Here is a 12,015-nt window from a genome sequence, read left to right as displayed (position 1 = left end):
CCGTGGAGGGCAGGGTACGGCGGGGCCTCCAGGGCTACAGGGAGTCCAGCCAGGCCAGCAGTCGCGCGCCTTCGCGGTCCATGACGGCGGGTTCGCGCAGGGCGTTGGCCAGGAGCGACATGCCCTGGTAGGCGCCGACGAGCGTGAGGGCGAGGCCGTCCGGCTCAGGCAGGCCGAGCTCGCGGAACCGGTGTTCCGCCCAGTCGAGCAGCAGCCGGATCACCCGCCCCGCCTCGGCGTCGAGCCCGCCCTCCGCGCGCTTGTCGAGCTCGGCGGCGAGGGTGCCGGTGGGGCAGCCGTAGCGGGCGGCGAGCTCGCGCTGGCTCACCCAGGCCTCGACCAGCCCTTTGAGCCGGGCCCGCGGATCGGGCAGCTCGTCCAGGCGGCCGGTGAGCTCGCCCAGCCGCCTGGCGTGCTCCGACAGCGCGGCGGCGACGAGTTCGTCCTTGGTCTTGAAGTAGTAGTACACGTTGCCCACGGGGACGTCGGCGGCGCGGGCGATGTCGGCGATCGTGGTCCGCTCGGCGCCCTGCCGGTGCACGACCTCGGCGGCGGCGCTCATGAGCCGCTGCCGCTTGGCGCCGGCGGCCCGCACCCGCGTGGAACCTTTCGAGTCAGTCACCTGACTCACTATAGCGGCGAGCCTGTGCTACGGTTCTTTTCAGTCAGCCAACTAACTCACTGGAGAACCTCATGTTCGTTGTCACGGGAGCCACCGGGAACGTCGGCCGCGCGCTGGTACGCACGCTGCGCGAGTCGGGTGCGGAGGTCACCGCCGTCGCCCGCCGGATCACCGCCGCCGACGCGCCCCAGGGTGTCCGCACGGTCGCCGCCGACCTGACCGACCCGGCCACGCTCGGCCCGGCGCTGCGGGGCGCGCGGGCGGCGTTCCTCCTGGCGCCGCCGGTGCTCGCGCCGGAGGCCGACGCCGCGGTGATGGCGGCGGTCAAGGCGGCGGGCGTAGACCGGATCGTGGTCCTGACCTCGCAGTCGGCCGCCACCCGGCCCGAGTCGCCCGGCCACGGCCTGCGGATGCGGCACTTCGAGGACCAGGCCATGGCCCTTGGCCTCGGCTGGACGGTGATCAGGCCCGGCGGCTTCGCCTCCAACGCCTATGCCTGGGCCGAGACGGTGCGCGCGCGGCGGGAGGTCTTCGCGCCGTTCGCCGACGTGCCACTGCCCGTCGTCCATCCGGACGACATCGCCGAGGTGGGGGCCGCCGCGCTGCGCGACGCGGCCCACGACGGGCGGACGTACGTGCTGACCGGGCCGGAGCTGATCACGCCCCGTCAGATGGCCGCGGCCCTGGGCGACGCGCTGGGCGAGGAGCTGGCCTTCACCGAGCTGACCCGCGCCGAGGCCAGGGCCCGCATGCTCGCGTTCATGCCCGAGGCGGTGGCCGACGGCACGCTGGACATCCTCGGCGAGCCGACGGCCGAGGAGCAGAAGGTCAGCCCGGACGTCGAGCGGGTGCTCGGCCGGGCGCCGCGCTCCTTCGCCACCTGGGCCCGGCAGAACGCCGCCGCGTTCGGGCTCAGCGCAGCTCGCCCTCCAGCAGCCCCATGACGACCTGGTCGTGCCACTTTCCGTCGCGCCGGAACGACTCGCGCCGGCGCCCCTCCTCGACGAAGCCCACCTTCTCGTAGACGCGCCGGGCCGCGGTGTTCTCGGCGACGACGGTCAGGCCGATCCGGTGCAGGCGCATCTTCTGGAAGCCGTAGCGGCAGATCACCCGCATCGCGTCGGTCGCGTAACCCTGCCCCCAGGTGTCCTTCTCGCCCAGGTAGATGTCCAGGGTGGCGTTGCCGGTCTCGGGTTCGGCGCCGCGCAGCGCGCAGATGCCGACCGTCCGCCCGTCCAGGTCGTCGATCATCAGGGTGAGGCTCTCGTAGGAGTCGGGCTTGCGCTCCTCAAGCTGCCGGGTCAGCGCGGCAAGCGAGGGCGGGTACGGGTCCTCCAGCCAGCGCATCACCTCGAGATCGGTGTGCCAGCGCAGCAGGAAGACGGCATCCGACGGTTCGATGGCGCGCATGCGCACGCGGTCTCCGGTAAGCACGAGCGCATTCCTAGCAGAAGGGGCGACAGGCGTGATAATCAAGCCATGAGGCAGGCGCGGGAGGCCATGGTCCGGCAGTTGCTGCAGCATGTGGAGATGAGCGAGCGGGTGGCCGGGGTCCTGCGCACGGTGCCGCGGCACCTGTTCCTGCCGGAGGTGGACCCGCGTGAGGCCTACCGCGACGAGCCCATCGTCACCAAGCGCGACGAGAACGGCCTGCCGATCAGCTCCTCCTCCCAGCCCGCCATCATGGCCACGATGCTCGACCAGCTCGGCGTGCAGCCCGGCCACCGGGTGCTGGAGATCGGCGCGGGCACCGGCTACAACGCCGCCCTGCTGTGGTCGCTGACCGCGCCGAGCGGCCAGGTGATCACCGTCGACATCGACGACGATCTGGTACGGCGGGCCCGCGACCACCTGGCCGGGGCCGGATTCCCCGAGGTCCGCGTGGAGTGCGCGGACGGGGCGGCCGGCTTCCCCGGCGGCGCGCCGTACGACCGGATCATCGCGACCGTCGGCGTCTGGGACCTCGCGCCCGCGTGGGCGGCGCAGCTCGCGCCGGACGGGCGGCTGGTCGCCCCGCTCGACCTGCGCGGGGTGCAGGTCTCCGCGGCGTTCGAGCGCGCGCCGGGCCACTGGAGCAGCGTCTCGGTGGTGCCGGCCGGGTTCATGCGGATGCGTGGGGCCGCGGCGGGACCGGAGCGGCTGTGGCAGGTGGCCGACGGGCTCACGTTGTTCCTGCCCCAGCCGCGCGAGGTGGGCGACGTGGCACGCACCCTGGCGGCGGAGCCCGTCGCCGAGGTGAGCACCGGCGTGCGCGCCGGGATGGGCGAGGTCAGCGTCGGGCTGAGCCTCTGGCTGGCGATCCGCGATCCCCGCTGGTGCACGCTCTACGGCGACTCCAAGCTGCTGCCGTCCGCGCCGGTCGCCCACGGGGGCGTCAGGATGACCTCGGGCCTGGCCGTGGACGGCGGGCTGGCGGTGCTCACCGACGAGCTGGCCGCGCTCGGCTTCGGGCCGCGCGGGCCCGAGCTCGCCGACGGCCTGGCCGCGCACGTCGCCGCCTGGCAGGAGGCGGGCCGCCCCGCCGCGGACGGCCTGCGCGTCGAGGCCTGGGACCTGCCGTCGGCCGCCGCGCCGCCCGCCGGCCGCCTGGTGATCGACAAGCGCGACACCCGGTTGCTGATCTCCTACGGGGCCGCTGAGCGGCCGTGATCCCGGAAGTCACAACCCGCAAAGAATTTTCGTCAGGATGATTGGGCCGCGCGATAACGGGAAGGGCAGGCAACTCATGCACGCCGAGAACGAGGAGGAGCCGTCGTGCTCACCCTGACACCTACCGCAGCCCAGGCCATCCGGGATCTCACCGCGACCACGCCGGAGCCGGCGCAGAGCGGCGTCCGCATCTCGTCGAAGGGCGAGAGCGCGGGATCGCTGACCCTGACGCTGGCCTCGGCGCCCGAGCCGCTGGACGAGGTGGTCGAGACCGAGGGCGCCCGCGTCTACCTCGACCCGGTGGCCGCGAGTGTCCTGGAGGACAAGTCCCTGGACGCGGGCGCCGACGACCAGGGCGGCGTCTCCTTCGTCGTGATGGAGAAGCCCGCCTGATCCGCGGGCGGGGCCCCGCCCGCCGGGGCCCCACCCGTCCTCAGGACGTGAAGAGCTTGGACAGGTAGCGCACCTGCTCCTCGCGCTGGAAGCCGCCGCCGCCCTCGTGCTGGTTCCAGGGCCAGACGGTGATCTCCTTGGGGCCCTGCCAGTGGTTGTAGGCGGCGAAGACGGTGGACGGCGGGCAGACGTCGTCCATGAGCGCCACCGAGTACAGGGCCGGAGCGTTCCCCCGGGCGGCGAAGTTGAGTCCGTCGAAGTAGGAGAGCGTGCGGAAGACCTGGTCGGCGTTGCCGCGCAGGCTGGCCAGATAGCGGACGATCTCCTGGTACGGGTCGCGGCCGGTGATCTCCAGGGCGCGCCGGAAGTGGGTCAGGAACGGCACGTCGATCAGGGCCCCGGCCACGTCGTCGCGCAGCCCGGTGACCGCCTGCGCGATGCCGCCGCCCTGGCTGCCGCCGGAGGCCACGACGCGGGCGCCGTCCACGAGAGGGTGGGCGAGCGCCACGTCGACGGCGCGGACGGCGTCGGTGAAGACGCGGCGGTAGTAGTAGTCGTCCGGGTCGAGGATGCCACGGGTCATCATGCCGGGCGCCTGCGCGGAGGCGCCGCCGCGCGGGTCGGGCGTGGCGCCCGGACTTCCGAGGCTGGCGCCGCCCTGGCCACGGGTCTCCACGACGAACACCGCGTAGCCCGCGTTCGGCCACAGGAGATGGTCGTGGGGGAAGCCGCGCCCGCCGCTGTAGCCGATGTAGTGCATGACGCACGGCAGCGGCCCCTCGGCGCCGCGCGGCACGATGAACCAGCCGTTGATCCGGTCCCCGCCCCAGCCGGAGAACTGGACGTCGAACACCTCCACTCCGGCGAGCGGGAGGTCATAGGGCGTGTAGACGGGATCGGCGGGGAAGGCGCGGGCCTCCTCCAGGGTCCGGGTCCAGAAGCCGGCGAAGTCGGCGGGCTCGTCGCGCTCGGGGCGGTAGTCGCGCAGGCGTTCCAGCGGCAGGTCGAACAGCGGCATGGGGGGTCACCAAACCTCTCGTAGAGTTTCCCGATATTTCACCGCATTCACCCCGGAAACCGCTATCCCACCCACCACAGCGGCCGCGAGTCGGTAGTTTCGGCTGGTGTGAGGCGCTTGTTACGCGTGGCGGGACGGCTGGTCTGCGGGCTGGCCGTGCTGCTGCTGTCACCGGTCCTCGGCCTGGCCACGCTGGCCGGGATGGCGACGGTGATGGCCGGGCCGCAGGTGTTCAGCGTCACGGGCCTGGCCGTCTTCGCCTCGGTGTTCTACCTCGGGCTGCTGCTGTGCGTGCCGCGACCGGCGCACAGATGGGCGCGGTGGGTGCGGGCGGTGGCGCTGCTCGCGGTGGAGGCGGTGGTCGTCTGGCACGTCTGCGCGCAGGTGCTGACCGAGCCGCCGGGCACGCCGCCGCCCGCCGCCCGGGTGGAGGGCCAGCGGGAGTGGGAGCTGCCGACCGGCTCGCGGCTGGCGTACGTGCGGGTGGCGGCCGGGAAGGCGGACGCGGCGCCGGTGGTCGTGCTGCAGGGACGCGGCGACCTGGCCGGGGACGCCGCGTTCTTCGGGCGGCTGGCGGGCGGCGGGCGCGAGGTCTACGTCTACGACGCGCTCGGCACCGGGCGCTCGGAGCACCTGCTCGACCCTCGCGGGTACGGCCTGCCGCGCGACGTCTCCGACCTGGAGGCGATCCGCGAGGAGCTGGGCGCCGAGCGCCTCGTGCTGGTGGGCCACGGCGAGGGCGCCCGGCTGGCAGCGGCCTATCTGGGCGCCTTCCCCGGCCGGGTGGAGCGCGTGGTCTTCTCCTCCCCCGCCCCACTGCGTCCCGCGCCGACCGTGCTGGGCTTCCCGGCCCCCGGCGAGTCGCTGCGGATGGCGGACGTCGACGCCCGCATGCTGGTCACCCACGCGCTGCTGCGCGTGGAGCCCAGGGCCGCGCTCTCCTTCGCGGGCGACGGCGAGCTGGACGCCCGCCTGGACCGCGCCCGCGCGCTGGCCGCCGCCTCCCACCACTGCCCCGGAGTCAAGCCCGCGGCGCGGCCACACGGATCGGGCGGGTCGGGCGGGTACGCGAGCCTGGCGCCGCGCGACGTCGAGCCGCCGGGCGCGAGCGGCGTTCCGGTGCTGGTGGTCAAGGGGTCGTGCGACTTCCAGCCGTGGTCGTCGATCCGGGACTATCCGCCGGGCGGGCTGGTCTACGTCGAGGGCGCCGGGCACGCGGTCTACGCCGATCGGCCGGGGCCGTACCTGAAGGCGCTGCGTTCCTTCCTGGCCGGGCGGCGGACGGGTACGCCCGCCGGTGACCGGCCGCCGCCCGGCTACCTCGGCCCGGCTTGAACTCAACCGCACTTGAGGTTGCAGGATGCCGTCATGAAACTTGAGATCTACGCCGACATCCTTTGCCCCTGGTGCTACATCGGCAAGCGCCGCCTGTCCCGGGCGCTGGAGGGGCCGGCCGATCCGCCGGAGATCGTGTGGCGTAGCTTCGAGCTCGACCCCGGGGCGGGCCGTACTCCCGGGCCCACGGCCGAGGAGGCGTTGCGGGAGTGGTGGGGCGAGCGCGCCGCGTCCCGGGCCGAGCTGATCAGGACGACCGGCGCGGCCGACGGGCTGGAGCTCAACCTGCACCTGGCCAGGCCGGTGAGCACCTTCGACGCCCATCGGCTCTGGAAGCTCGGCCAGGATCACGGCAAGGGCGAGGAGATGGTGGAGCGCCTGCTGCGCGCGTACCACACCGAGGGCGCGAACGTCGCCGACCCCGGCGTGCTGGACGCGCTGCGCGAGGAGGTGCTGCCCGGCGTGCCCCTGCCCGGCGGCGCCTACGCCGAGGAGGTGCGCGACGACGAGCGCAGGGCCGCCGCCCAGGGGGTCACCGGCGTGCCGTCCCTGGTGATCGACGGCGCCCGGCCGGTCTCCGGCGTGCAGCCGCCCGAGGCGATCAGGCGGCTGCTGACCGGCTGAACGGCAAAAGTGCCCGTCGCGGCGAAAGCCCACGGGCCCTGCCGGTCGAGCCGACGTGGATCGGCGACCGGGCAGCCATCGGACGGCGACGAGACACGGTTCCGTCCGGGTCGTGTGGTAGGTGGGGAGGTGATCGACGGTACGCGGCGGACGGGCGCGGCGCCACCGAATTAACCCGCTTATATAAGAGTTGACTAATATAAGCGGTTGCTGCAACAGTGGGGGCGTGCACGCATTCGACGTCCTCGGCGACCCGGTCAGGCGCCGGATCCTGGAGCTGCTCGCCGGCGGCGAGCAGACCTCCGGCTCGCTGACCGCCGTCATCCAGGCGGAGTTCGGCATCTCGCAGCCGGCCGTGTCCCAGCATCTGCGGGTGCTGCGGGAGTCGGGGTTCGCGACCGTGCGGGCAGAAGGCGTGCGGCGGCTCTACGCCGTCAACGCCGCCCCCCTGCAGGAGGTCGACGTGTGGTTGCAGCCGTTTCGCAGGTTCTGGGCCCAGCACCTCGACGCCCTGGCCACCGAACTCGCCCGCGGCAAGCGGGAGCGCCGCAAGACCGCGGAAGAAACCGACGAGAAGAGAGAATCATGATCGACATCGCCGCCCACATCAACGCCACCCGCCGCGACGTCACCCGCGACGAGGAGAGCGTGTCCGTCATCATGGGCCGCACCTACGACGCCGCCGTGGACGACGTCTGGGAGGCCCTGACCGACCCCGACCGCATCAAGCGCTGGCTCATGCCGATCAGCGGCGACCTGCGCGTCGGCGGAACGTTCCAGCTGGAGGGCAACGCGGGAGGCGAGATCCTGGAGTGCGAGCCGCCCGCCCGCTACAAGGTCACCTTCGGCGACGCCACCAGCGTCATCGAGGTACGGCTCAGCCCCGCGGGCGACGAGCGCACCGACCTGGTCCTGGAGCACACCGTCCCGCTGGCCATGGCCCAGAGCGGCGCCGGCGCGTTCACCGTCGGCCCCGGCTGGGACGGCGCCCTGCTCGGCCTCGCCCTGTTCCTGGCCGGGGAGGTCAAGGAGAGCGACGACCCGGTCGAGGCGGCGAACTCCGAGGAGGCCCAGCGCTACTCCCTCGCGTCGGTGCTGGCCTGGGAGACGGCCATCACGGCGTCCGGCACGGCCACCCCGGAAGAGGTCGCGGCGGGCAAGGAGATGTCGATGGGGTTCTTCGCGCCCGGCGTCGACTGACCAGGCGGCCTTCACCGGCGTCAAGGGCCTTTGTGATGGGTCACAGGAAACCCGCCCCAGGTTTGCCGCCCCACCCAATTCACAGATCCGCGAGCCCGCCTCATGGTGTGTGCCATGCAGCGACGCACGTTCCTCCTCGCCGTCTCCGCCGCCGCCTTCTCCGGATCACTCTGGCAACAAGCCGCCCACGCCTCCGCGGGGCTGAGTCCTTACGGCCCGCTGGGCCCGCCCGACGCCAACGGCATGGCGCTGCCCGCCGGGTTCGCCGGCCGGATCATCGCCCGCTCCGGCCAGACCGTCGGCGGCGCCCGATGGCATCCCGCGCCCGACGGCGGCGCCTGCTTCCCCGACGCCACCGGCTGGATCTACGTCTCCAACTCCGAGATCCCGCTCGCCGGCGGCGCCTCGGCCCTCAAGTTCCGAGCCGACGGGTCGGTGGAGCGCGCCTACCGCATCCTGTCCGGCACCAACCTCAACTGCGCCGGCGGGGCCACGCCGTGGAACACGTGGCTGTCGTGTGAAGAGATCTTCCGCGGCAGGGTCTACGAGACCGACCCGTACGGCGTGCGCTCCGCCCAGCCGCGCAACGCCATGGGCCGCTTCAAGCACGAGGCGGCCGCCTGCGACCCCGACCACGGGGTCATCTACCTGACCGAAGACGAGTCGGACGGCTGCTTCTACCGGTTCGTCCCCAACACCTGGGGCGACCTGTCGAGCGGCCGTCTCGACGTGCTCTGCGCCGGGCCGGCCTGGAAGCGGGTGCCCGATCCCGGCCCTGCCGTACTGGAGCGTCAGACCAGGCACCAGGTGAGCGACGCCCTGCACTTCAACGGCGGCGAAGGCTGCCACTACGCGGGCGGCGTCTGCTATTTCACCGCCAAGGGCGACCGCAAGGTGTGGTTCTACGACGCCGGCCGCAACGTGCTCGGCACCGTCTACGAAGGCGGCGGCTCGCTCGACGGCATCGACAACATCACCGGCAGCAGCGCCGGAGACCTGTACGTCGCCGAGGACGGCGGCAACATGGAGATCAACGTCATCACGCCCGACCGGGTCGTGGCCCCGATCATGCGCCTGGACGGCCAGTCGCGCTCGGAGATCACCGGCCCCGCCTTCTCCCCGGACGGCAGCCGCCTGTACTTCTCCTCCCAGCGCGGCACCAGCGGCGAGACGGCGGGCACGGGCGGCATCACCTACGAAGTCACCGGTCCGTTCCGACGCTAGGGAGCGCACGATGATCCGTCGATTACTCACCCTGTGCACGGCCGCCGCCCTCGTCCTCACCGTGGCGCCGCCCGCGCACGCGGCCGCCGAGGTGTACGTGGCGCTCGGCGACTCGGCCGCCTCCGGCCCGCTCATCCCGAACCAGATCCTGCCCCAGCTCGGCTGTTTCCGCTCCGACCGCAACTACGCCCACCTGTCATCGCGCGATCTCGGCGGCTCCCTGCGTGACGTCACGTGCTCCGGCGCCGATATCCAGGACATGTACGAGTCGCAGCGCACCGACCTGGGCAGCGTGCCGCCCCAGCTCGACGCCGTCGGCCCGGACGCCACCCTGGTCACGGTCCAGATCGGCGCCAACGACCTCGACCTGACCGGCTTCATCGAGGACTGCCTGAGCCTGCTGCCCGGCGACCCCTGCCACGACGAGTACCAGGACAACGGCCGCGACCGCTTCCGCGACGGCACCGACGCCCTGCGCCCCCGCCTCGACCAGCTGATCCGCGACATCCGCGCCCGCGCTCCCCAAGCCCGGATCTTCGTCGTAGGCTACGGCACCTACGCCCCCAGGAACGGCTGCTGGCCCCGGGTCCCGGTGCTGGCCGTCGACGCCAACTACATCCGCGCCACCATCGCCTACTTCAACCAGGCCCTCCGGGAGCAGGCGGCGGCACAGGGAGTCGGTTTCGTCGACTTCCAGACACCGAGTGAGGGCCACGATCCCTGCAAGTCATCCAGCGTCCGCTGGATCGAGCCCTACGTCCCCGCGTCGGCGGCCACGCCGTTCCATCCGAACGCCCTCGGCATGCGGAACTTCGCGGCCATCGTCACCCGTACAGTCAGGACCCCGCTTCTATGAGCCTTGCCAGCGTCTTCCTGCCCATCGCCCTGGCCATCATCATGCTCGGCCTGGGGCTCGGCCTGACCGTGGCGGACTTCCGCCGCGTGCTGGCCTATCCGAAGGCGAGCGTGATCGCGCTCGTGTGCCAGATCCTCCTGCTCCCGGCCCTGTGCCTCGGCCTGGTGCTGCTGTTCGACCTGCCGCCCGTGCTGGCGGTGGGCATGATGCTGCTGGCCGCTTCCCCCGGCGGGACGACCGCCAATCTCTACAGCCATCTGTTCGGCGGCGACGTCGCGCTCAACGTGACGCTGACCGCCATCAACTCGGTGCTCGCGGTGTTCACGATGCCGCTGGTGACGAACCTGGCCATCGGCTACTTCGGCGCGGAATCGGGCGCGCTGGGCCTGCAGTTCGACAAGAGCCTGCAGGTCTTCGCGCTGGTGCTGGTGCCGGTGGCGATCGGCATGCTCGTGCGGGCGCGGTTCAGCGTGTTCGCCGAGCGCATGCACAAGCCCGTCAAGATCGCCTCGGCGATCATCCTCTTCCTGGTCGTCGTCGGCGTGGTCCTGCAGGAGCGCGCCAACATCGGCGGCTACATCCGCGACGTCGGGCTCATCACCCTGGTCTTCAGCGTGCTCAGCCTGGCGATCGGCTACTGGGCGCCGCGCCTGTTCAAGGTGGGGCGTGAGCAGGCGATCGCGTCCTGCATGGAGATCGGCATCCACAACGCCACCCTGTCGATCACGGTGGCGATGGGGCTGCTGGCCATCCCGCAGATGGCCGTCCCCTCGGCCACCTACGGGGTGATCATGTTCTTCACCGCGGCCGCGGCGGGCTTCCTGCTCAGGCGGCGGAGTCCGGCAGAGGTCCCGGCCGGTTCGTGACGCGCCGGGCGGCCAGCGCCGCCCCGATGCTCTGCAGCTGCGCCGGGTCCACCGGGTCGAGACCGGTCAGGGTGACCGCCCGGCGCAGCCGGTAGTCGACGGTGTTGGGGTGCACGTGCAGCCGCTCGGCGGTGCGCCTGCGGTCCAGGCCGGTCTCCAGGTAGACGGTGAGCGTCTGCAGGAGGTCGGGGTTGTCGGTGAGCGGGTCGAGCAGGGTGGCCAGCCCGCTCATCGCCTCGCTCGGCCGGGTCAGCTGGTATTCCAGCAGCACGTCGGCCAGCCGGTAGAGCCCGGCCGGGTGGTGGAAGAGGTGGACCACGTCGAGCACCTCCTGCGCCAGCCGCGCCGCCGCGGCCACGCCCTCGGGCGCGGCGACCTCGGCCGCCGCCCGCACTTCGACCCCGGCCGCCTGCGCCATCGCCGCGACCAGCGCGGCCGCGGCGCACCAGTCGAGGTCGGGCACCAGGATGAGCCCGCCGGCGGGTTCGAGCAGCGACAGCACCGGCTCGGCCGCGTGCTTCTGGACGGCGTCGCGCACGCGGTGCAGCTTGCGCCGCCCGGCCACCGCGCCGAACCGCTCGTCGGGATGGGCGCCGAGCGTCACCGCCAGCACCAGGTAGCGGGCGGCCAGCCGGATGCCGGCCCCTGCCTGGGTCTCGCCGCTGAGCAGCGCGGTGATGGCGGCGTGCCGGGCGTGCTGGTCCTGGCTCACCATGCTCTCGCGTTCCTGCTGGTAGGCGGCGCAGACGGCGGTGGTCACCGCCTCGGTGTAGCCGAGCATGATCCGGCCGGCGGCCAGCGCGTCGGACACCTCCTCCGGCCGCGCGTCGGTCGTCACCAGGTCCCATATGCGGCCGGCGCCGAGGTGGTAGGCGGCCAGGATGGCCTCCAGCGGCACCCCTTCCTGGGCCCGGCGGGCGGCCGAGGCGCAGGACGGCTCCAGTTCCTCCGGCCTGGGCAGGCGCCGCTCGCGAAACAGTCTGGACACCAGGCGCAGGTTCTCCTCGGTGATGCGGAAGATGTCGTCGCTGAGCTCTTCCGCGGGTAACTCGCGGTAGAAGGGGATCTCGGCCACGAAGCCGGAGACGAGCTCGCGCGCCAGCCGTACCTTCTGCTTGTCCAGGAGCACGTGCACGACCCGTCCGGCCACGCGCAGCGGCTCGCTCATCGGTCAGCTCCCGCGACTCAGCGACACATCCCCCTCTAGTAAGTCAGATACCGGCATTCC

Annotated in this window: 14 protein-coding genes; 10 read left to right on the top strand and 4 right to left on the bottom strand. The window is 72.6% G+C overall.

All coding sequences use genetic code 11. The features are described 5' to 3' along the window. Positions 1-34: 34 nt before the first annotated feature. Positions 35-622 carry a TetR/AcrR family transcriptional regulator gene (locus ACIBHY_RS07030; protein WP_397256764.1) on the bottom strand — a complete coding sequence of 196 codons (588 nt, stop codon included), beginning with the start codon at positions 620-622 and terminating at the stop codon, positions 35-37. 71 nt (positions 623-693) lie between these two features. On the opposite strand from ACIBHY_RS07030, the gene ACIBHY_RS07025 reads away from it, so the two are divergent. Further along, the gene (locus ACIBHY_RS07025; protein WP_397256766.1) at positions 694-1,566 is read left to right on the top strand and encodes an NAD(P)H-binding protein; all 873 of its coding nucleotides are present in this window, start codon (positions 694-696) and stop codon (positions 1,564-1,566) included. Here ACIBHY_RS07025 and ACIBHY_RS07020 read toward each other — a convergent pair. Further along, positions 1,535-2,056 carry a GNAT family N-acetyltransferase gene (locus ACIBHY_RS07020; protein WP_397306183.1) on the bottom strand — a complete coding sequence of 174 codons (522 nt, stop codon included), beginning with the start codon at positions 2,054-2,056 and terminating at the stop codon, positions 1,535-1,537. The genes ACIBHY_RS07025 and ACIBHY_RS07020 overlap by 32 nt on opposite strands. 45 nt (positions 2,057-2,101) lie before the next feature. Here ACIBHY_RS07020 and fxlM point away from each other — a divergent pair, with 45 nt between their 5' ends. Both fxlM and ACIBHY_RS07010 read left to right on the top strand, forming a co-directional pair. Beyond that, positions 2,102-3,271 carry a methyltransferase, FxLD system gene (gene fxlM / locus ACIBHY_RS07015; RefSeq protein WP_397306182.1) on the top strand — a complete coding sequence of 390 codons (1,170 nt, stop codon included), beginning with the start codon at positions 2,102-2,104 and terminating at the stop codon, positions 3,269-3,271. Between the two features lie 105 nt (positions 3,272-3,376). Next, the gene (locus ACIBHY_RS07010) at positions 3,377-3,664 is read left to right on the top strand and encodes an iron-sulfur cluster biosynthesis family protein (RefSeq protein WP_184963581.1); all 288 of its coding nucleotides are present in this window, start codon (positions 3,377-3,379) and stop codon (positions 3,662-3,664) included. Between the two features lie 40 nt (positions 3,665-3,704). Here ACIBHY_RS07010 and ACIBHY_RS07005 read toward each other — a convergent pair whose 3' ends face one another. Then, on the bottom strand, positions 3,705-4,682 hold the full coding sequence (locus ACIBHY_RS07005) for an acetylxylan esterase (protein WP_397306181.1): 978 nt from the start codon (positions 4,680-4,682) through the stop codon (positions 3,705-3,707). 108 nt (positions 4,683-4,790) lie between these two features. Between ACIBHY_RS07005 and ACIBHY_RS07000 the strand changes: the two genes are divergently transcribed. The 7 genes from ACIBHY_RS07000 to ACIBHY_RS06970 all read left to right on the top strand — a co-directional run bounded on the left by ACIBHY_RS07000 (position 4,791) and on the right by ACIBHY_RS06970 (position 10,787). Next, on the top strand, positions 4,791-6,017 hold the full coding sequence (locus ACIBHY_RS07000; RefSeq protein ID WP_397306180.1) for an alpha/beta fold hydrolase: 1,227 nt from the start codon (positions 4,791-4,793) through the stop codon (positions 6,015-6,017). 33 nt (positions 6,018-6,050) lie between these two features. Then, positions 6,051-6,641 carry a DsbA family protein gene (locus ACIBHY_RS06995; RefSeq protein WP_397306179.1) on the top strand — a complete coding sequence of 197 codons (591 nt, stop codon included), beginning with the start codon at positions 6,051-6,053 and terminating at the stop codon, positions 6,639-6,641. A 226-nt stretch (positions 6,642-6,867) separates the two neighbouring features. Continuing rightward, on the top strand, positions 6,868-7,230 hold the full coding sequence (locus ACIBHY_RS06990) for an ArsR/SmtB family transcription factor (RefSeq protein ID WP_397256778.1): 363 nt from the start codon (positions 6,868-6,870) through the stop codon (positions 7,228-7,230). Further along, positions 7,227-7,841 carry an SRPBCC family protein gene (locus ACIBHY_RS06985; protein ID WP_397256780.1) on the top strand — a complete coding sequence of 205 codons (615 nt, stop codon included), beginning with the start codon at positions 7,227-7,229 and terminating at the stop codon, positions 7,839-7,841. The genes ACIBHY_RS06990 and ACIBHY_RS06985 overlap by 4 nt, the downstream gene beginning before the upstream one ends. A gap of 114 nt (positions 7,842-7,955) precedes the next feature. After that, positions 7,956-9,065 carry an alkaline phosphatase PhoX gene (locus ACIBHY_RS06980; protein ID WP_397306178.1) on the top strand — a complete coding sequence of 370 codons (1,110 nt, stop codon included), beginning with the start codon at positions 7,956-7,958 and terminating at the stop codon, positions 9,063-9,065. Between the two features lie 10 nt (positions 9,066-9,075). Next, positions 9,076-9,921 (top strand): SGNH/GDSL hydrolase family protein, encoded by an 846-nt coding sequence (locus tag ACIBHY_RS06975; protein WP_397256784.1) that lies wholly within the window; start codon positions 9,076-9,078, stop codon positions 9,919-9,921. Next, positions 9,918-10,787 carry a bile acid:sodium symporter family protein gene (locus ACIBHY_RS06970; RefSeq protein WP_397306177.1) on the top strand — a complete coding sequence of 290 codons (870 nt, stop codon included), beginning with the start codon at positions 9,918-9,920 and terminating at the stop codon, positions 10,785-10,787. Before ACIBHY_RS06975 ends, ACIBHY_RS06970 begins: the two co-directional genes overlap by 4 nt. On the opposite strand, the gene ACIBHY_RS06965 is transcribed toward ACIBHY_RS06970, so the two are convergent. Next, positions 10,747-11,955 (bottom strand): PucR family transcriptional regulator, encoded by a 1,209-nt coding sequence (locus ACIBHY_RS06965; RefSeq protein ID WP_397306176.1) that lies wholly within the window; start codon positions 11,953-11,955, stop codon positions 10,747-10,749. The genes ACIBHY_RS06970 and ACIBHY_RS06965 overlap by 41 nt on opposite strands. Positions 11,956-12,015: the final 60 nt, after the last annotated feature.

This window comes from Nonomuraea sp. NPDC050547 (genome assembly GCF_044457345.1).
Taxonomy (GTDB): domain Bacteria; phylum Actinomycetota; class Actinomycetes; order Streptosporangiales; family Streptosporangiaceae; genus Nonomuraea.
Note: the sequence above shows the minus strand (reverse complement) of the source record. Positions and strands in the feature narration are given on the sequence as shown.